Here is a 19,967-nt window from a genome sequence, read left to right as displayed (position 1 = left end):
GACACCCCTGGGCTCACCCTGGCTCAGGGGGCTTTGGCCACCGGAGCGGCGGGGCGCAGTTTGCGCATGATGGCCATCCAGTAGCCCGACAGGCTGTAAAGCACGAAAAAGCCAAACAGCACCAGCGGCGGTTCGGACACAATCAACAAAATGGCCACCACCACCAGCAGCAGCGCTACAAACGGCACCTTGCGGCGGATGTGCAGCTCCTTGAAGCTCCAGAACCGGGTGTTGACCACCATTGAGCAGCCGGCAAAGGCGGTGAAGCCCAGGGTGATCCAGTTCAGGTAGGGCAGGTCGGTGTAATGGTAGGCATGGCAAATCCACACCAGCCCGGCCACCAGCGCTGCTGCCGCCGGGCTGGGCAGTCCAATGAACCAGCGCTTGTCGGCAATGCCGATCATGGTGTTGAAGCGGGCCAGGCGCAGGGCGGCGCAGGCGCAGTACAGGAATGCCACCATCCAGCCCAGCTTGCCCATGCCGCGCAGCATCCATTCGTAGGCAATCAGTGCCGGGGCAACGCCAAAGCTGACCATGTCCGACAAGCTGTCGAACTCGGCGCCAAAGGCGCTCTGGCTATGGGTCATGCGCGCTACCCGGCCATCCAGGCTGTCGAGCACCATGGCAATGAACACCGCCACGGCGGCCACTTCAAAGCGCTGGTTCATCGACTGAACCACGGCAAAAAAGCCGGCAAACAGCGCGGCCAGGGTAAACAGGTTAGGCAGCAGGTAGATGCTTTGCTGACGCAGGGACAGTTTATGATGGGAATCGAGTGGAGGCATAGGGACTCGTCAGGCCAGCAGGCGGCGCGTCACACGCCGCCTGGCGCACGGTCAGCGCGCCAGCTCAGCCAGAATGGTTTCGGTGGCGGACACTTTATCACCAATGCTGACCTTGACGGTAGCGGTGAGCGGCAGGTAGACATCCACCCGCGAGCCAAAGCGGATAAAGCCGTAGCGCTGGCCGCGATGCAGGGTGTCGCCGGGCTTGGCGTAGCACAGGATGCGTCGCGCCACCAGGCCGGCAATCTGGATGAAGGTGATGTCGGTGCCGTCGTTCAGACGCACCGATACGGCGTTGCGTTCGTTTTCCAGCGAGGCTTTTTGCAGGGCGGCGTTGACAAAGCTGCCGCGAAAATAATCCACTTGGGTGACCACGCCATCCACCGGGCTGCGGTTGGAGTGAACATTGAACACATTCATGAACACGCTGACCTTGATGGCATCGCGCTTGAGTTGCGGATCCTGGCTGCGCTCCACCACGACAATCCGGCCATCGGCTGGGCTGAGCACGGCGTTGGCCTGCTGCGGGATGGTGCGCGCCGGGTCGCGGAAAAACTGCACCACAAATACGGTAATCAGCCAGAACGGCAGGGACCACAGGCCCAGGACAAAGCTGAGGATGACCGACAGGCAGACGCTGCACAGAATGAATGGCCAGCCTTCGCGGGCCAGGATGGGGTGGGGATAGGGGTTGGACACGCCACGCCTTCAACAGTCAGGTTAACAATCGCGGTATTTTACCTGAATCGCTGTCGGGGTGGCGGCGGACAAGATGGGCGAGGCGTCAATCCGCCAGCGCGCTCAGTCGTCGCGTGACGAGGCCATGGCCCGGCGTTCACGCTCCAGCTGGGCAATATAGCGCTGCACCAGGGTTTGCGCCCGCGATTCCAGCTCGATGAATTCGGTGCCTACCCGGCGCTGTTCGGCACCGGAGGTGGTGCGGGTGACCAGCTGGTTGCGGATTTTCAGCACCAGCGGAATGATGCCGTATTCGCGCAGGTCGAGCTCGCAGCGGTTATAAATGGTGCCGATTTCAAAGCCGGGGATGCGCGCATTGAGCACCAGCGACAGGCCGCCCAGGCTGATGTCGTACACCTGCAGGGTAATGGCGGCTCCACCCTGATAGTCGTACAGCGTGCAGGTGACTGGAATGCCGGCAGGCATCTGGATGCGGAAGTACTCGCGCCGCTGCAGCTTGGTCACTTCGTTGGGCAGCGGGGCCATAAACGCCATCTGGCCGTCGTAGTCCACGGCGGTGACGTCGGTAAGCAGAAACTGGGTTTTTACCCCGCCCGGCGAGCAGGTGAACACCGTGCGTTCGCTATTGAGCAACTGACGGTTGGCTTCCGAGTTGCCGCTCTGGCTGAAATACAGACAGCAGCTTTTGTGGTCCACCCCCAGCAGGCGCGACACCATGAAGCTGCGGCCATGGTTGGAGAAGATGGTGACCGGGTCACCATGGTTCACCAGCATGCGCAGGTGATGGAAGATATCACTCGCCGAGGTGGTGGTGAACCGGGTGAGTTCTTCTTTGCCCGCGTCTTCGATGGCGTGTTTGTGGACGGATTCGGTCACGATAGTTACCTTGAGGTAAGCGGACGCACACTGCGTCCGGCGCACAATACGGAAACCGCCGCGTTGCGGGCGCCCTGAGTGGCGCAGGCATGGGGCTGGCTGGCGGGTGTGGCGCGGTGTTTCAGCACGCTCCTGCCTGATCTGTATTTTACATGCTTTTGCTGCTTATTTCAGCAGCAGCTGCAGGTCATGCACAAACGCGGCGCTGCCGCTGCCGTAGGCCACATGCACGCGCAGCTTGCCCTCGCGGTCGAGCAGATACGCGCCAGCGCTATGGTCCATGGTGTAGTCGTTGCCCTGGCTGCCGCCCTGGCCATCCTGCCGCCGGTAAACCGCCTTGAACTGCCTGGCCACCTGGGCAATTTGTTCGGGAGCGCCAGTCAGCCCGACAAAGCTGGGGTCAAATGCCGGAGCGTATTGGGCCAGCAGCGGCAGGGTGTCGCGTTGCGGGTCGATGGTGACAAACAGCACCTGCACCTGCGCCGCCTGCGGCCCCAGTTCACGCATGGCCTGCGCCAGCTCGGCCAGCGTGGTGGGGCAGACATCCGGACAGTGGGTGTAGCCAAAATACAGCACGACGGCCTTGCCGCGATAATCCGACAGCTTGCGTGGCTGGCCGGTGTGGTCGGTCAGGGTGAAGTCGGAGAGGGCGGCACCGCTGACATCGCTGCCCTGAAACGCAAGGGGCGGGGTGGACGGTGCCGGGGAGCAGCCGCCCAGGCCAAGCAGCACGGTAGCCGCCATGGCGCAGGCCAGCGGGGTAAGGCAACGGGGCATCAGAAACCGGGTCATGGGAGAAAGGCCATCATGTCAGGGGAAACCGCTTCAGCATAGCGCAGCGCCAGTGCCAGAGGGGGCGGTGGCTCCTCTGGCGGGCAAGCTTTATTTTTTACGGGCAGGCGGGCGGGGGGCCATCACCAGTCGGGTTTTGGCCAGGCGATCATGCAAAAACTGTTTGTCCGGGTCAAACCCGGCCCAGGCGTAGGGCAGAATCAGCCATAATGCTGCCAGCGTGCTGGCCTGGCGTGGCGACAGGATGCGCCCCCAGGCCAGGTAGGACAGCGCCGGCAGGGCCAGCAGCAAAAACGCCAGCACGGCAAAGCGCAGGGCGGCGCTGCGTCGGTCCAGGCCCTGGCCATCTTCGCGCAGCAGGCGCAACTGCCAGGTTTTCATGGCCAGCGTTTGTCCGCCGCGCCGCCACGACCAGTCGCAGTAAGCGTACAGCACGGCCAGCAGATACAGCTGAAACAGCGCATCCAGCGCGCGGGAATGGTCCAGCCAGACAAACAGGGGTTGAAACACGGCGGCAGCGGTCAGCAATAGTGCAGCCAGCAGCAGCGCTTCATAAAGCAGGCTGCCCAGCCGGCGGCCAAGGCCGGCAAGCGGAGGGAGGGTCATTGGCGCAATCGGGGCAAACACAGGAAGGCGCTTATTGTACCGGTTTTGCCGGTTCGGCAGGGGGGAGCGGGGGGCTGGCCGGGGCAACAGGGTTGGCCACCGGCGCGGCAAGGGCAGGCGCAGGCGGTGTGACCGCTGGTGCCGCCACCGGCGGCGGGGCCAGTTTGGCACGCAGTTTTTCTTCTGTGCGCTTGCGTTCATCCGGCGGCAGCTGCAGCAACTTTTTCATATTGTTGCGCGCTTCGTCACGGGTGGTTTGCGGCAGTTCGGTCCAGTGTGGCAGCCGCTCGCGGATTTTGGCCTGTTCAGCCGGGCTCATGTCTGGATAGCGCTTGGCCACATTGAGCAGGCGTTGTTTTTTGGGCGAGGAAAACCCGTTCCAGTCGGTGGCCACCGGGGCCAGAAGCTGGCGTTGCACTGGCGTCAGTTCGTGCCAGTAGGGCCCGGTGGCCGCCGGTTTGGCCGGGCTGGCCACCACGGGTCCGGGCTGGGCAGGCGTGGCGCTCGCCGCCGCGCTGAGCAGGCCAAGGCAAAAACAACAAGGCAGCAGCCAGCGCATGGTTACAAGTCGGTGGTGAAAGTGGGGTGCAGGTAGGCTTCTACCGGCAGATCACTGGTCAGCAAGGCAATGTCGACATCGGCCTCGCTGGGCATGGCCCATTCCATCCAGCCCATATAGCTGACCGACAGCACGGTGGCCACGGCCATGGCCCAGGCACCGCGTCGGGCGGCACTGGTGTGGGTTATCCACCAGCGGGACAGGGTTTCCTGCATCGGGGCGGGCTGAGCCCGGTGATGGGCGTGCCGGGCCAGCGCCGCCAGGCGCGCCTGGCGCAGGCGCGCTGCCACAGACCCGGAAACCGGTTGCGTGTTCAGGTGGTCAACCACCAAGCGATGAAGTGCGTCGTTTTTCATGATGTCAGAGTGTCACGCCGTGTCGCGACAGCCAGGCGGCCAGCGCATGCGTGGCGCGTGAGCAGTGGGTTTTTACGCTGCCTTGCGAGCAGCCCATGGCCGCAGCGGTGTCGGCAACGTCCATTCCTTCCCAATAACGCAGCAGGAAGGCTTGTCGTTGACGCAGGGGCAAATTTTCCAGCGCGGCGTCGATTTTCTCGGCAATCTGCTTGCGGCTGAGCCAGTCTTCCGGCGAGGCCGGGTTGCTGTCGTCGGCAGCCAGAATGTCGTCAGGGTCCAGCCCGTCGCCGCTGGCGTCGCTGTCGTGCTGGCTGGCGTGGCTGGGGCGCAACAGCGAAAACAGGCTGACCCAGCGGTTGCGCACCTGGCTGCGGCGGTAGTGATCACGAATGGTGTTTTGCAGGATACGCTGAAACAGCAGCGGCAATTCACCGCCAGGTGCATGAGGATAACGGTCGGCCAGCTTGAACATGGCGTCCTGGACAATGTCCAGGGCGGCGTCTTCGTCGTGGGTGGCGTGCATGGCCTGCTTGAAGGCGCGGCGCTCCACTTCCGTCAGGAAGGTGGTCATCTCGATTGGGGTGGCCATGAAATCGCGCTGCGCTCTGCCGGTTCGCTACAAGGGGCCATGGTATCAAAAGCCACGGCTGGCCGGTAGGCAGCCGTGCATCTTGCCGTTGCCACAACCGGGATCGGGGTCGATTAGCGCCATGTTGCAGCCCAACAAGTGCTTGACCGTGCTTTGTCGAATAAGATAAGTTCATTTTTTTACAAAGGCATGAACTTGGGGCCTGGCCACAGTCGGCAAGCAAACCGCGTTGACCCACTGTGCGCGATTCGTCTCCCTTCACCGTGACGGGCCCGGACAAGACTAACAAGAGGCAATAATGCAGATCTCGGGCGCGGAAATCGTCGTGCGCTGCTTGCAGGAGGAAGGCGTCGAATTTGTTTTCGGCTACCCCGGCGGCGCAGTGTTGGAAATCTATGATGCTATCTTTCAGCAGGATAGCTTCAGGCATGTTTTGGTTCGCCACGAACAGGCGGCAGTGCATGCCGCTGATGGCTACTCCCGCTCCAGCAACAAAGTTGGCGTCGCCCTGGTGACCTCGGGCCCAGGGGCCACCAACGCCGTGACCGGCATTGCCACTGCCTACTCGGATTCCATCCCGATGGTGGTGCTGTCCGGTCAGGTGGGCACCCCGGCCATTGGCCTGGACGCCTTTCAGGAAGTGGACATGGTGGGCATCACCCGCCCGTGCGTGAAGCACAACTTCCTGGTCAAGGATGTCAACGATCTGGCCTCGACCCTGAAAAAAGCCTTCTATATCGCCAGCACAGGCCGACCCGGCCCGGTGGTGGTGGACATCCCAAAGGATGTCACGATTGCCAAGGCCGACTTCCACTACCCGGAGTCGGTGAATATCCGTTCCTACGTGCCGATCAACAAAGGGCACCCCGGACAAATCAAGAAGGCCGTCAGCCTGCTGGGCGAGGCCAAACGGCCATTTGTCTATGTTGGCGGCGGCGCGGTGCTGGCCAACGCCAGCGAAGAAGTGCGCGAGCTGGTGCGGCTGATCAACGCCCCGTGTACCAACACGCTGATGGGCCTGGGTGCCTATCCGGGCACCGACCCGCAGTTTGTCGGCATGCTCGGCATGCACGGTACCTACGAAGCCAATATGGCCATGCAGTACTGTGATGTGCTGGTGGCCATCGGCGCGCGCTTTGACGACCGCGTCATCAGCGTGCCGTCGCACTTCCTGGCGCAGCCGAAAAAGATCATTCACATCGACATCGACCCGTCGTCGATCGCCAAGCGCGTCAAGGTGGACATCCCCATCGTTGGCAACGTCAAGGACGTGCTGGTGGAAATGCTCGCCCAGCTCAAGGCCGGCAATGTCCGCCCCGACGCCGAAGCGCTGAGCAACTGGTGGGCGCAGGTGGAAACCTGGCGTGCGCCGAACTCGCTGTGGTTTGACCAGCCGGACGACATCATCAAGCCGCAGTTTGTGGTGCAGAAGCTGTGGGAAGTGACCGGCGGCGACGCCTTCATCACCTCCGACGTCGGTCAGCACCAGATGTTTGCCGCGCAATACTACAAGTTTGACCGGCCCAAGCAGTGGATCAACTCCGGCGGCCTGGGCACCATGGGCTTTGGCCTGCCCGCCGCCATGGGCGCGCAGCTGGCCAACCCGGGGGCCACCGTGGCCTGCGTCACCGGTGAAGCCTCGATCCAGATGAACATTCAGGAGCTGTCCACCTGCAAGCAGTACCACGTGCCGGTGAAGATTGTGAACCTGAACAACCGTTATCTGGGCATGGTGCGTCAGTGGCAGGAATTCTTCTACGGCAACCGCTATTCCGAGTCGTACATGGACGCGCTGCCTGACTTCGTCAAACTGGCCGAGGCCTATGGCCACGTCGGCATGCGCATCGAGCGCCCGGCTGATGTCGAGCCGGCGCTGCGTGAAGCGATGAAGCTGAAGGAACGTCTGGTGTTCATGGACTTCCTCACCGACCAGAAAGCCAACGTCTTCCCGATGGTGGGCAATGGCAAGGGGCTGAACCAGATGGATCTGCCCCCGCACATGCGCGACCTGCAGCTGGGCGTTCCGCCTTACGACCGCGACTACGGCAACCTGAGCTAAGAAGACCACAGCACCATGCGACACATTCTTTCCATTCTGATTGAAAACGAAGCCGGGGCATTGTCCCGTGTGGTCGGTCTGTTTTCCGCACGCGGTTACAATATCGACTCGCTCACGGTGTCCACCACCGAAGACCCCACCCTGTCGCGGATGACCATCGTCACCCACGGCTCGGACGATGTGATTGAACAGATCACCAAGCAGCTCAACAAGCTGATTGAAGTGGTCAAGGTGATCGACCTGAACGAATCCGAGCACGTCGAGCGCGAAATGATGCTGATCAAGGTCCGCGCTGCCGGCAAGGACCGCGAAGAAATGAAACGGATGGCGGATATTTTCCGTGGCCGTATCATTGATGTGACCGAAAAGACCTACACTGTCGAACTGACCGGCACGAGCGACAAGCTCAATGCCTTCATCGACGCGCTGGATCGTACAGTGATCCTGGAAACGGTCCGCACCGGCGCGTCCGGCATCGGTCGCGGCGAGCGCATCCTCAAGGTCTGACGCCGCCTGACACCACACCGTGACCGGGCTTGCCAGGCAGGCCCGGTCTTGAACTTATCTTATACAGAACAGCAGGGGACACCCAACATGCAAGTGTTTTACGACAAGGACGCCGATCTCTCCATCATCAAGGGCAAGAAGGTCGCCATCATCGGTTATGGCTCGCAAGGCCATGCCCACGCCCAGAACCTGAAGGATTCCGGCGTGGACGTCGTGGTTGGCCTGCGCAAGGATGGCGCATCCTGGAAAAAAGCCGAAACCGCTGGCCACAAGGTCAAGGAAGTGGCCGACGCCGTGAAAAAAGCCGACGTGGTGATGATTCTGCTGCCGGACGAATCCCAGCCGGACGTCTACCGCAACGACATCGCCCCGAACCTGAAAAAGGGCGCTGCCCTGGCGTTTGCCCACGGTTTCAACATCCATTACAACCAGATCGTACCGCCGGCTGAAGTCGATGTGATCATGGTGGCCCCGAAAGGCCCGGGCCACACCGTGCGCTCCGAGTACGTGAAGGGCGGCGGCGTGCCGACCCTGATCGCTGTCTACCAGGACAACTCCGGCAAGGCCCGCGACATCGCCCTGTCCTACGCGGCGGCCAATGGCGGCACCAAGGGCGGCGTGATCGAAACCAACTTCCGCGAAGAAACCGAAACCGACCTGTTCGGCGAACAGGCCGTGCTGTGCGGTGGTGCCGTGGAACTGGTCAAGGCGGGTTTTGAAACCCTGACCGAAGCCGGCTACGCACCGGAAATGGCTTACTTCGAGTGCCTGCACGAACTGAAGCTGATCGTTGACCTCATGTACGAAGGCGGCATCGCCAACATGAACTACTCGATCTCCAACAACGCCGAATACGGCGAATACGTGACCGGCCCGGAAGTGGTGACCTCCGCCACCAAGGAAGCGATGAAGAAAGCCCTGTATCGCATCCAGTCTGGCGAATACGCCAAGATGTTCATCCTGGAAGGCAAGACCAACTACCCGAGCATGACCGCCCGTCGTCGCCTGACCGCCGATCACCCGATCGAAAAAGTGGGCGCACAACTGCGTGCGATGATGCCGTGGATTGCCAAGAACAAGCTGGTTGACCAATCCAAGAACTAAACCGTTTCGCAACGCTGGTTCTGGCTGCACCCGAAAAAACCCCGTCTTCTGGCGGGGTTTTTTCATGATCCTATACTGAATTACTCGAAATCCCCCTGCCGGCCACGTACACTGTGTTTTTGTGTGCCTTAAGCACCCATCACCTCACCCCTGCCATCGCCATGCATGTGTTTTCCTCTGCCACCGCACATTCCACCCGACGCCGCTGGAGCCTGTACGCCGGCATCCTGCTGTTTCTTGGGGTGACAGGGGGCTGGCTGGCGCTGGATTTCCTGCATGAGCGCGCCCGCGCGCTGGATGAAATGGGCCGGCTGGCACTGCACAAAAGCCAGTTGCTCAGCAGTGTGTTTGGCGATGCATTTCTGTCCACCGACTACGTGCTGCGCGATGTGGCCGGGCGCATTGATATCGAGCGCGACCTGGTGTACCCGGATACCGACCCGGCGCATCAGCGCCAGTTGAGCAGCTTGCTCAAAGCCAAGCTGACCACGGTATCCGGCCTGGAAGACCTGGTGCTGTTTGATCGTCACTGCCGGTTTACTGCGGTGGCCAGCCGCCAGCAACTGCTGGGGTTCAAAAGCCAGCAGCGCTTTTGCGCCAGCCGTCAGCTGAATCTGACCGAGCCTTTGCAGATTGAATACATGCCGGCAGAACGCTCGGCCAGCGGCAAGCCGGTAGTACTGATGTCACTGCCGTTCAGCGATGCACTCGGCCAGTTGCAGGGTGGGGTGCTGGCGGTGATTGATCTGGCCCACGCCCAGCACTGGATTGAATCGTTTGAGCTGGAGCCCAACGATGTGATGGCGATTGTCGACACCGATGGCATTGTGCTGGCACGCAACCCCCCGCTGGCCACTGCGCTGGGCAAGCCCACATCCCCCCCACCGGGTTACCCGTCATTTGCCCAGATGGGGCGCACCAGCATGTTCTGGGCCACTTCGCCGCTGGATCGGCGTGAGCGGATTTTTGGCCTGAGCCGGCTGGCGCGTTTTCCGTTTGTGGCCATGGTCGGATTTGACAAGAGCCGCATTCTCACGGGCTGGCAGCACCGCGCCTGGCAGTTTCTGGTGGGGTTTGCCGTGCTGGCAGTGGTGTCGGTGCTGGCCTTGCGCGCCCACCTCACCGCCCTGCGCCAGGGTGAGGCGATGCGCAAGCTGGCCATTACCGATGAACTGACCGGCGTGGCCAATCGCCGTCACCTGATGGAGGTGGGCGCGCAGGAAGTGGCGCGTGCGCGCCGCTACCAGCGCCCGCTGTCGGTGCTGATGGTGGACATCGACCACTTCAAGACAGTCAACGACCGCTGGGGCCATGCCACCGGGGACCGGGTGATCCAGATGATGGCCCGGCTGCTGTGTGCGGCAATACGCCAGCAGGATAGTGGTGGACGGCTGGGCGGCGAGGAGTTTGCCGCCATCCTGCCCGAAACTGGCCTGGCCGGCGCGCTGACGCTGGCCGAGCGCCTGCGCGCCCGTGCCGCAGAGTGTCTTGACGCCCACGACGATTTTGGCATGCCGGTGCGTTTTACCGTCAGCATTGGCGTGGCCAGCCTGATGCCAGATGACGCGTCGCTGGACATGGTGCTGCAGCGGGCCGACAAGGCGCTGTACCTGGCCAAGTCCAGTGGGCGCAACCGGGTGGAAGTCATGCCGCTGGACCCCCTGGTGCAGAATCGACCCGACGAGGCTGACGCTGGCTGAATGAGCCGGTGCGTTTCGGCTGGCAGAAGCGCTATGCCATAATCGGGCCATTCCCCCGCACTGGATTTTGAACATGACGCTTTATCAGGCTGATCTTCAACTCGCTGTGACCCGACACCTGCGCTGGATGCCCGATCGCATCACGCTGGGGGAGGACAGCCTGACAATGGAAGGCTGGGCCGTCAGCGCGTGGGACGCCAGGGAAGATCGTCGGTTTCTGATCAACGGCGTGGATTTTGACATGCTGGCGTGGCCATTGCCCTCGCCCGACCTGCTGGCGTGTTTTCCGGACATTCCGCACGCCGAGGCGTCGCGCTTTCGCTGCCAGCATTATTTTTCCGACCCGGCCACGCTGTTTCCGGATGGGATGGCCCGCTTTAATGTCACTTCCCAGTCTGGCGAACACGCCTGGTCGTACCGCAGCGCCTGGTTTCTGGCCGACCCGACGGGTGAACGCCCGCTGCCCGCGCCAGCGCAGATCGCCAGCATGATTGGCACACCGGATGCACACGCCTTCTGCTGGGGCGGGGCGACCATTGTGTCGCGCTTTGCCCAGTTGCTGGCCGAGCGCTTTGGCCGTCCGCTGTCGTCGTTTGCCGCCATTCTGGACTGGGGCTGCGGTGCCGGGCGGCTGACCCGCTATCTGCTGGATTATGGCCCTCCGGTCACCGGGGTGGACATCGACCCGGACATGGTGCAGCTATGCCGGCAAACGCTGCCCGACGCCGAGTTCTTGCCGGTGGACCTGCTGCCGCCTACCGCACTGGCAACCGCCAGTTTTGACCTGGTGCTTGGCCTGGCGGTATTGCCCCACCTGGCCGAGCCGGTGCAGGACGCCTGGCTGGCCGAGTTGCAGCGCCTGACCCGGCCAGGCGGCTTGCTGCTGCTGTCGGTGCAGGGAATGGCGCAAATGGCGTTATACCGCACGCCACCCGCCCGCAAGCAGGCGGCGCACCATGTCGGGTTTCATGACGCCTGCGGCCTGGCCGGCGCGGACGCCGGGCATGGCCGCGATGTGCTGCATTCGCCGGATTATATTCTGTCGCACTGGGGGCGGTATTTCGACGTGCTCGACATCATTGAGGCCATGGCCGGCAATCAGGATGTGGTGGTGTTGCGCCGCCGGGCCGACTGAGCCCGCAGCCAGCGCTTAGTAGCCAGTCACGTTGAAACACAAGGGTACATGCGAGCAAGCTTACGTCGGGCATCTCGATTTATTTCTGCTAAAACAGAGCCTTGCCTTGCCATGGTGGCCCCCCTCCGCATGCCACTCCGTCATTCCCGCTCAGGCGGGAATCCAGGGGCATCCACAGCGCGCAGCAGATGCGAGTTCTCACCACCATGCCACGCTCAACACCCACGGCGATAGCGGGTGATGTTCTCTGCGAAGATCCCGCGCGGTTGACATCCTCCCCCGCCTAAAGTCGGGGGATTCCTACGGCGCTCATCCCGGCATCGAGCCGGCATAAGTCGCTTCGGCGGGTTCCTGCTGCTGGCGGCATGACTGCACCGCTCACTTTACAGGCGATCCGGGCTGTGGTTTCCCGCCCGGCGGAAGTGTCCGCCGTGTCCTGCCCTTCGTCTCGCACTAGAGGAAACACCATGCATGTCAGCGCATTGAAGCACGGACAGTTGTTTTTTGACACCTACCTTGGTCGCGAGGCCGCCGTTACCATCGTCGATATCGGCGCGCAGGACATCAACGGCAGCCTGCGCCATGGCGCACCCGCTGGCTGCCGCTATATCGGCGTGGATTTTGTCCCCGGCCCCGGCGTGGACATGGTATTGGACGATCCCTATCACCTGCCGTTTGCCGACGCCAGCGTGGAGGTGGTGGTGAGTAGCTCGTGCTTTGAGCACATCGAATTTTTCTGGCTGATGTTCAATGAGGCGCTGCGCGTGCTGACACCGGGCGGCCTGCTGTATCTGAACGCCCCGGCCAATGGCGATTTTCACCGCTACCCGGTGGACTGCTGGCGCTTTTACCCGGATGCCGGTGTGGCCCTGGCGCGCTGGGGCCAGCGCAGCGGATTTGCCTGCGTGCTGCTGGAATCCTTCACTGCCTATCAGGATCAGGACATCTGGAACGATCAGGTGGCGGTGTTCCTCAAGGACCAGGCCCAACTGGCCCGCCACCCCCAGCGCATGCTGGATCGCGTTGGGCGCTATATGAATGGCCGGGTGCACGGCAGCGATGCCGTGCTGGCCTGGCAGGCGGCCAGCGAGGACCGTGTCAAGCAAGGGCGGTCCACTTGAGCACCGACCATTCCGGGCGGCGAGCACCGTGGTTGCGCCCGTCCGCCCGGTCAGGGCAGTCATGCTAGACTTTTCCCCTTCCTGAACTCTTTTGCGACCCGCCCTCATGTCACTTATCTGCCCGCTGGGCGCCATTGATAGCGGTCTGGCCGACCAGCTGGACCTCACCTGGGGCGACCCGGACACCTGGACGGCCCAGGGCTTGCATTGGACTCATCTGCCGGAAATCCGCGCGGCCATCAATCGCAAGGTGAGCGGCGACGCCAGCGTGTCGCCGCTGGCCTGGTTTTTCCGGATGGTCGCCGCTGAACAGCCGCTGCCGCTGGATCGGGTGCTGGTGCTGGGCTGTGGCAGCGGCACGCTGGAGCGGGAAATCGCCCAGCATGGCTGGGCGCGCGAGATTGTGGCGATTGACCTGTCGGCCAAGGTGCTGGAAGTGGCGCACGCGCAGGCGCAGGCCGAGGGGCTGGACGCCATCCGCTATTTTCAGGCCGACATGAACCACCTGCCGGTAGGACAGCCACCGTTCACCCCGGGCAGCTTTGACGCCGTGCTGGGGGTGTCCAGCGTGCATCATTGCGCCAATCTGGCACTGCTGTACCGCCACATTGGGCGATTGCTGGCACCGGGCGGCTGGTTTTTTCTGGATGAATACGTCGGGCCGGACCAGTTTCAGTGGCCCGACAGCCAGATGCAGCGCCTCAACCAGATTGCCCGACTATTGCCCGAGGCGTTGATGACCCTGCGCGACGGTGGCTGCAAGCGTGATTTCCGCCGCCCCAGTGTGGCCGAAGTGGTGGCGGTAGACCCCAGTGAGGCGATTTGCTCGTCGCGGCTCTTGCCGCTGTTGCCCGAGTATTTCAGCGCGGTGCGCGTGCGCCCCTACGGCGGGGCGATTTTGCACATGCTGCTGGCCGGGGTGGCGCAGAACTTCATCGGCACATCAGGTGAAGCGTATCTGCGCAGTGTCATGGCCGCTGAAGACGAGCTGTATCAGGCCGGCCAGCTCGACCATGACTTTGCCTGCGTTATTGCCCGTGCGCCAGCCAGCGCGCCAGCCACGCCGGATCGTTTTCGCCCAGATTGAACAGCGTGTGCGGATGCGCCACCGCGTGGGCGCTGGGCAGGCGGGCGTACACCTGATGAATCAGCGCCCGCCGGGTGTCCAGCACGCGTGAGCTGGGGTCAAGCCCGGTGATGACGGTCAGCCCGGTCGGCGCAGTGGGCAGCGTGGTCAGCCGCAGGTCGGGGCGTAGCGCGCGCAGGCACGGCACCACTTTCCAGGCGTCGCCGCTGTAAAAGCCGGTGTGCCGTTCGCCGCCCGAGGTGGATTCGGTCAGCGGCAGGGTGTCGTGCAGCAGCACCACGGCACCGGGGGCGGCGTGGCGCTCCAGGGCGATGAAGTCGTCTAGCACACTTTCAAAACGATGGTCGCCATCGATGAATGCCAGATTGAAGCCGGTGTGGCTCAATCCGCTGGTCGCACACGACTGGGCAAAAAATGCCGCGCTGGTCTGCGCAAACAACTGGCCAACGCCCGGGCAGGCGTGCAAGGGGTTGCCCACCGGCTCGGGATCGATCGCAATCACCTGGGTGTCCGGCTGCACCAGCGCCAGCGATGCGCCGGATTCCACGCCAATTTCCACATACACACGGGGGGCGAGCTGACGATGCAGCCAGGCCAGCCAGGCGCGGTAGTCGGGCCCGGGCCAGCGCAGCCGTGCCAGCGCCGAGTGGGCGGCGGGCAGATTGGCTTCCCGCGCCAGCATTCGGCGCAGGCTGGTTTCGGCTTGCACCCGGTTGCCCTTGGCCATCCAGCGCCGGTAATGGCGCATGGCGGCGGTGTCCAGCGGATGGGGGGTCATGTTGCCTCCTGGGCGGAATGGGCCAGCAGCAGGGCGCGGGTCTGCCGGGCAAAGTCGTCGGGATGGTAGTCAGCTTCGCAGCGCGCCCAAGCGGCGGCCTGCTGGCGACGCCATCGCGCGTCGTCGGTCAGCAGGCGTGCGATGGCGCGGGCAAAGGCCTCGGCGTCGCGTGCACCCTGAATCTCCAGGCCATCCTGCCAGCCCAGCTGACGCAGCAAAATGGCCGAAGCCACTACGGGAATGCCCTGGGCGGCGGCTTCGATCACCTTCACCGGTACCCCGCCGGCAAAGCGCACCGGCGCGATAAACACCTTGGCGCGGTCGTAGCAGGGGCGCAGGTCGGCCTGGGGGCCCAACAGGCGAATGTCCGCGCTGGCCAGCGCGGCAATCCGCTCCGAGCGGCATTCGCCCACCACGTCCAGGGTGGGCGGTTCGGGCAATAGCGCGCGCAAGCGCGGTGCCACCTGCTCGACAAACCACAGCAGCCCGTCTTCGTTGGGGGTGTCCGGGTGCAAGGCACCGACAAATACCAGTCCGGCGCGGCGTTTCGGGCTGGGCACGCTGCGGCGCACGGGCATGGCATGGCTGAGAATCGCCACCGGGTGGCCGCGTTGGCGGAAATGCCTGGCGTCGCGTTCGGACACCACCACTACCTGATCCACCCCCTGTGCCAGCGCCAGTTCCTTGTCCAGCCGCGCTTGCGCCTGTGCTGGCGTCAGCGCCCGGCCTTTCACCGCCAGCTCGCCAATTTCGCGCAGGGCGAACAGCGCTTCCGAATCGTAAATCAGCCGCATGCCGGCAAACAGCTCGGGCCGGCGCGCGCGCAGCGGAGCCAGCGCCTGCAGATTGGGGGGGCGGCTGACCCACAGCACGTCGTACAGGCCGCGCCGGCGCGCCAGAAAACCTTCCAGCTGAGCCAGACCCAGGCCGAGCATCACTTCCACTGTGTCCGGGATCGAGGCGTGTACCTGCGCCCAGTCGTCGTCGAATGACCACAGCGGAAACAGCGTCACCGGCCAGTCGCGCAGCGCCTGCAGCATCAGCCGCGCGCGCGGCAGGCCGCCGCCGCGCGCCATATGCGGCACTTCATTGTCCAGAATCAGCACCCGTGGCAGGCGCGGCGCATCAGCCGGGCTGCGCCAGCGGTCGTCGTCCAGTGAGGTCCGCCCAGGGCGCGGCTGGCGGCTAAGCCAGTCGCCATGTTTGGCGACAAAGCGCAGGCGGTTGTCGCGCATGCGCTGCTGGGCTTCGTTGTTGCCGGCGCTGCCCCATTCCAGGTGTTCCACCAGCACCTCGGGCGCATATTCCACCCGGAAGCCGGCCTGCCACACGCGCAGGCAGAAGTCGGCATCTTCGTAGTAGGCCGGCACAAAGTCGCGGTCAAAGCCATCCAGCATGCGCCACAACGCCAGCGGCACGGCCAGGTAGACGCCCGAGCAATAGTCGGCGCAACGGCGGGCCAGCGCTGCCGGAGAGAATGGGTCTTCACCCCGGCCAATGCCGGCAGTGGATCCATCCTGGAAAATCACATTGCCGGCCTCTTGCAGGCCGCCGGACATCAGCACAATCCGCCCGCCCAGTGCGCCAAGGGTCGGGTCGGCGTCCAGCCGCCGACAGGTGGCGGCCAGCGCACCGGACTGGACGATGGCGTCGTTGTTCAGCAGCAGCAGATGCCGGCCACGCGCCATTGCTGCGCCCTGATTGGCCGCCAGCACAAAGCCCAGATTGTCGCGGTTGCGCACAATCTGCGTGCCGTGTACCCGCGCCAGCAATTCGCTGGTCTGGTCGCTGGAGGCGTTGTCGATGATCAGGGTTTCGAATGTGGTACCGCGCTGGTCGGCCAGCGCCTGCAGGGTGCGCAGGGTCAGCCCGGCCTGGTTGTACAGGATGAGCACCACCGACAGCGCCGGGGTGTCATCGGCAGCCAGGCTGGGCAGGCGGATGGCGTTGGCGGGTTTGTCCAGCCAGGTTTGCAGCCCACCTTGCGCATGGCTGCGTACCATTTGCTTGAGGTCGCCGCCAGCGGTTACCCCCGCGTGGTGCGCCAGCCAGGCCGCGCAATGCTGTTCAATCTGGCGGGCGACGCGCTGGCCATCCAGCAGCGGCGAGTGCCGCATGCGCTGGCGCAACTGGGCGCGGGCGTGTTGCAGCGCCGGCAGATCCTGCGCCAGCGCCACGGCGGCGGCGATAAAGCCGGCTTCGCTGTCGGCTACCCAGTCGTCCTGCCCCAGGCTGTGCAGGATCGACGCGCCCTGGCGCGCCCCCAGCCAGCGCCCGCTGCGGCTGACCACCGGCACCCCCATCCATAGCGCATCCAGCAGGCTCAGCCCGCCATTGCCAGGAAAACTGTCCAGCACGATGTCCACCTGCTGGAACCAGGCCAGCCAGCTGGCATAGTCGCCGGGTGGGTCAAACGTCACCCGTTCGGCAGCCACGCCGTGGCGCTGCAGGGTGGCCAGAATCTCTGCCCGTTGTGGCCAGTCCAGGCTGACCGCGCCGATAAAACGCAGCCGCGACAAGGGCATGGCCGCCACAATCGCCGCCCAGGCGCGCAGGCTGTCGTCGTTCAGGCGCAAGCCACGGGCGGTGACGCCAAAGGTTACCCAGCCATAGGTGGCTGCCGGGGACGGCTGCGGGGTGGGCGCGTGCAGCGGCGGGTCCCAGCTCCACTGGCCGCCGTCCAGCGTCCAGATGGCTTCTTCGTAGTGGGCTTCATCGGCCAGCGGCACGCCAGTCCGGTCAGTGAGCAGCGCGTCAAACAGACCGCCGGCGCTGCCCCAGCTGCCCAGCCAGCCCACCTGCACCGGAGCCAGCCGTCTGGCGTAGCGCTCAAGCAGGGCGTACTGGCCTTCAAACGGTTGCAGACCGCCCGCGTCGATCAGCACGTCAATCTGGTTGGCGGCGCAAGCGGCCTCCAGCTGGTCCAGATCCAGCGGCTGGCAATGAAGATGCGCTGGCAGACCGGACAGACGCAGCGAGGTGAACACAAACACCTCAACCTGCGTCGGGTCGTGGCTGGCCAGCACCCGTTGCAGCAGCCGCTCATGCTGCTGGCTGGCCACATAGGCAATGCGCAGGCGGCTGGCGTGGGCGCGTGGGCGGCGCCTGCCCCACGCCGGCGACAGCCCGCTGTGCAGTTTCAGCAGGCGAAAGGCATTGCGCGCCGTCCAGGCCAGCTGTTCGGGCGTGCTGTGTGCCGACAGTGAATCCTGGTATAGCGCTGCCAGCGCCAGCCATGGCTGGTCGGGAAATGCTTCGCGCGCCAGCTTGGCCAACTGGCTGAGGTAGCGGTGGCCATGGCGGGTGATGGCGGTGTTCAGCGCCTGCTGGCAGCTCAGTCGCCACAGCGAGTGCGGCAGCATGGCGCACAGTGGCCGGGCGGCTTCCACCCCCAGCCCGCGCAGGCGTGCCAGCAGCTCGGCGGCGTCGCCCAGTCGGGCCGGGTCGGCCAGCAGGCGGCGACAGATGGCCAATGCGTCGGCGTGCCATTGGGCTTGCTGCAGCGCCTGGCCGCCTTCGATCAGCAGCCGCGCCTGGGTCAGTTGGGCTGGCGCAGACAGCGGGCCGAGCGCCTTCAGGGCGTGGATGCTGGCCAGTCCGGCAGCAAACAGGCCGGCGCGCAGCCGCACTTCGGCCAGTTCGAGCAGCGCCACCGGGTCGTCCGGGGTCAGCGCCTGCACGCGCAGGAATGCCAGTTCGGCATGCCCCAGCCGTTGCCGGGCAATCAGAATCCAGCCCAGCTGGCGCAGGCTGTCCAGCCGGTCGGGGGCCAGTTGCAGGGCGATTTCAATGGCTGCTTCTGCTTCATGCAGCCGTTGCTGCTGGTAGCGCACCTGCGACAGCGCGCGCCAGGCTTCGGCGTTGTCTGGCGCATGGGCCACCGCCTGTTCGGCGCAGCGCGCCGCCAGTGCGCGGTCGCCGGCCATGGCATGGACAAACGCCGCCTGAATCTGCGTGCTGACATCGTCAGGCCGGCGGGCCAGCAGCTGGTTGGCGGCGTGGACTGCCGCCGGGCGGTCGTGTTGCGCCAGCGCCACCCAGGCCAGCAGGCGCAGGGCTTCGATATTGTCGGGATCCAGGCGCAGGGCGCGCTGCAGGGCGCGGCGCGCCAGCGCCGGGCGACCGCGCTGCTGGTGCGCGATGGCCAGCAAACGCCAGCGTTCGCTGTGGCGGGGGGCGGCGCGCAGCCAGCGCAGCAGCAAGCGGCGCGCCTCGTCGGCCTGGCGCATGTCCAGCAGCACCTGCGCCATCAGCGTTTGCGCTGGCTGGGCGTCGGGCTGATGGTGCAGCACCTGTTGCAGCAGCCATTGCGCGTCGATCGGCCTGCCGGCGCGCGCCTGAATCTGCGCGCGGCGGAACAGCGCATCGCTCTGGCTGAGGTCGCGTCGCTGCACCTGGTCAAAGCAGGGGTCGGCTGCCAGCCAGTCGCCGGAATCCTGCAGGAACGCGCCCAGCAGGTGCCAGCTGGCCACCCGTTCCGGGTCGAGCTCGGTCAGTTGCCGGGCAAGGGCAATCGCCGCCAGCCGGTCGCCGCGCTGCCACTGCAGATGCGCCAGGGTGGTGAGCAGGCCGGGGTCGTCCGGAAAGCGGCGCAGACCGGCTTCCAGGGTGTCCCCGGCCTGCGTGCTGTGTCCCAGCAGCAGCTGGCACTCGGCCAGTTGCAGGTGCAGCTGGCGCTGTTCAGCGGCATCGGCGCGATAGCCGGCCATGGCGTGCTGATAGTGTTCGACGGCGGCGGCATGCTGTCCGGTGCGTTGCAGCAGCCAGCCGGTTTGCAGCAGGCGCGGCGCGCTGCGCTGGGCGGCCAGCGCATGGTGGGCCCAGTACAGCGCTTCTTCCTGTTCGCCATGGTCGTGCAGCGCCCAGGCCAGGGTAAAGGCGGCGTCGTGCAAGCTGGGGTCGAGGGTGCAGGCCCAGCGCAGCAGTGTGATGGCCGATTCGGCGTGGCCCAGCTGGCGTTGGGCCAGCCCGGCATACCACTGCAGGGTGGCCGACTGGGGCCACTGTCGGGCCGCAGGTTCCAGCACCGCGTGGGCTGCCTCATGCTGGCCGGCATGCAGCAGAAAATAGCCCAGCGCCGTGGCGGCAGGGGCGTGGCCTGGATCCTGGGCGTAGGCTTGTTGCGCCAGTTGCAGCGCGCTGGCGACATCGCCAGCCGCACTGCATTGCCAGGCGTGTTCAAGCAGGGGGTCGAGAGGATTCGGTGCGTGCATG

At 64.6% G+C, this 19,967-nt stretch carries 17 protein-coding genes; 7 read left to right on the top strand and 10 right to left on the bottom strand.

What is annotated here, in order from left to right; genetic code table 11:
* Positions 1-23 precede the first annotated feature (23 nt).
* The 8 genes from pssA to BXU06_RS14510 all read right to left on the bottom strand — a co-directional run bounded on the left by pssA (position 24) and on the right by BXU06_RS14510 (position 5,262).
* Entirely contained in the window at positions 24-785 is a 762-nt protein-coding gene (gene pssA / locus BXU06_RS14545) for a CDP-diacylglycerol--serine O-phosphatidyltransferase (RefSeq protein ID WP_077301165.1), read from the bottom strand.
* A 51-nt stretch (positions 786-836) separates the two neighbouring features.
* Positions 837-1,484, bottom strand: coding sequence for a phosphatidylserine decarboxylase (locus tag BXU06_RS14540; RefSeq protein ID WP_077301162.1), 648 nt, complete (start codon positions 1,482-1,484; stop codon positions 837-839).
* 102 nt (positions 1,485-1,586) lie between these two features.
* A complete protein-coding gene (locus tag BXU06_RS14535) occupies positions 1,587-2,360 on the bottom strand; it encodes a flagellar brake protein (protein WP_077301159.1) in 774 nt (257 codons plus the stop codon).
* Positions 2,361-2,525: 165 nt separating this feature from the next.
* On the bottom strand, positions 2,526-3,137 hold the full coding sequence (locus tag BXU06_RS14530; protein WP_077302941.1) for an SCO family protein: 612 nt from the start codon (positions 3,135-3,137) through the stop codon (positions 2,526-2,528).
* A gap of 105 nt (positions 3,138-3,242) precedes the next feature.
* Positions 3,243-3,758 (bottom strand): RDD family protein, encoded by a 516-nt coding sequence (locus tag BXU06_RS14525; protein WP_077302939.1) that lies wholly within the window; start codon positions 3,756-3,758, stop codon positions 3,243-3,245.
* 31 nt (positions 3,759-3,789) lie between these two features.
* A complete protein-coding gene (locus BXU06_RS14520; protein ID WP_077301156.1) occupies positions 3,790-4,317 on the bottom strand; it encodes a DUF3106 domain-containing protein in 528 nt (175 codons plus the stop codon).
* A 2-nt stretch (positions 4,318-4,319) separates the two neighbouring features.
* The gene (locus BXU06_RS14515) at positions 4,320-4,673 is read right to left on the bottom strand and encodes a DUF3619 family protein (RefSeq protein ID WP_077301153.1); all 354 of its coding nucleotides are present in this window, start codon (positions 4,671-4,673) and stop codon (positions 4,320-4,322) included.
* A 4-nt stretch (positions 4,674-4,677) separates the two neighbouring features.
* Complete coding sequence (locus BXU06_RS14510) at positions 4,678-5,262, bottom strand: RNA polymerase sigma factor (protein WP_077301150.1); 585 nt, start codon at positions 5,260-5,262, stop codon at positions 4,678-4,680.
* Positions 5,263-5,560: 298 nt separating this feature from the next.
* On the opposite strand from BXU06_RS14510, the gene ilvB reads away from it, so the two are divergent.
* The 7 genes from ilvB to BXU06_RS14475 all read left to right on the top strand — a co-directional run bounded on the left by ilvB (position 5,561) and on the right by BXU06_RS14475 (position 13,975).
* Positions 5,561-7,321 carry a biosynthetic-type acetolactate synthase large subunit gene (gene ilvB, locus BXU06_RS14505; RefSeq protein WP_077301147.1) on the top strand — a complete coding sequence of 587 codons (1,761 nt, stop codon included), beginning with the start codon at positions 5,561-5,563 and terminating at the stop codon, positions 7,319-7,321.
* Between the two features lie 15 nt (positions 7,322-7,336).
* Complete coding sequence (gene ilvN, locus BXU06_RS14500) at positions 7,337-7,828, top strand: acetolactate synthase small subunit (RefSeq protein ID WP_077301144.1); 492 nt, start codon at positions 7,337-7,339, stop codon at positions 7,826-7,828.
* Positions 7,829-7,915: 87 nt separating this feature from the next.
* The gene (ilvC, locus tag BXU06_RS14495; protein ID WP_077301141.1) at positions 7,916-8,932 is read left to right on the top strand and encodes a ketol-acid reductoisomerase; all 1,017 of its coding nucleotides are present in this window, start codon (positions 7,916-7,918) and stop codon (positions 8,930-8,932) included.
* A gap of 161 nt (positions 8,933-9,093) precedes the next feature.
* Entirely contained in the window at positions 9,094-10,632 is a 1,539-nt protein-coding gene (locus BXU06_RS14490) for a GGDEF domain-containing protein (RefSeq protein WP_077301138.1), read from the top strand.
* Between the two features lie 127 nt (positions 10,633-10,759).
* Positions 10,760-11,767, top strand: a complete 1,008-nt coding sequence (locus tag BXU06_RS14485) for a bifunctional 2-polyprenyl-6-hydroxyphenol methylase/3-demethylubiquinol 3-O-methyltransferase UbiG (RefSeq protein ID WP_216352492.1) — start codon at positions 10,760-10,762, stop codon at positions 11,765-11,767.
* Positions 11,768-12,234: 467 nt separating this feature from the next.
* Entirely contained in the window at positions 12,235-12,888 is a 654-nt protein-coding gene (locus BXU06_RS14480) for a methyltransferase domain-containing protein (RefSeq protein WP_077301133.1), read from the top strand.
* 106 nt (positions 12,889-12,994) lie between these two features.
* Positions 12,995-13,975, top strand: a complete 981-nt coding sequence (locus BXU06_RS14475) for a class I SAM-dependent methyltransferase (RefSeq protein ID WP_077301130.1) — start codon at positions 12,995-12,997, stop codon at positions 13,973-13,975.
* Here the strand turns inward: BXU06_RS14475 and BXU06_RS14470 are convergent.
* Positions 13,917-14,753 carry a class I SAM-dependent methyltransferase gene (locus BXU06_RS14470; protein ID WP_077301128.1) on the bottom strand — a complete coding sequence of 279 codons (837 nt, stop codon included), beginning with the start codon at positions 14,751-14,753 and terminating at the stop codon, positions 13,917-13,919. The two genes, BXU06_RS14475 and BXU06_RS14470, sit on opposite strands and share 59 nt — an antisense overlap.
* Positions 14,750-19,966: a glycosyltransferase gene (locus tag BXU06_RS14465; RefSeq protein WP_077301125.1), complete on the bottom strand. Its 5,217-nt coding sequence runs from the start codon at positions 19,964-19,966 to the stop codon at positions 14,750-14,752. Before BXU06_RS14465 ends, BXU06_RS14470 begins: the two co-directional genes overlap by 4 nt.
* Position 19,967 lies beyond the last annotated feature (1 nt).

The organism is Aquaspirillum sp. LM1 (genome assembly GCF_002002905.1).
In the GTDB taxonomy this organism is placed as follows: Bacteria; Pseudomonadota; Gammaproteobacteria; order Burkholderiales; family Aquaspirillaceae; genus Rivihabitans.
Note: the sequence above shows the minus strand (reverse complement) of the source record. Positions and strands in the feature narration are given on the sequence as shown.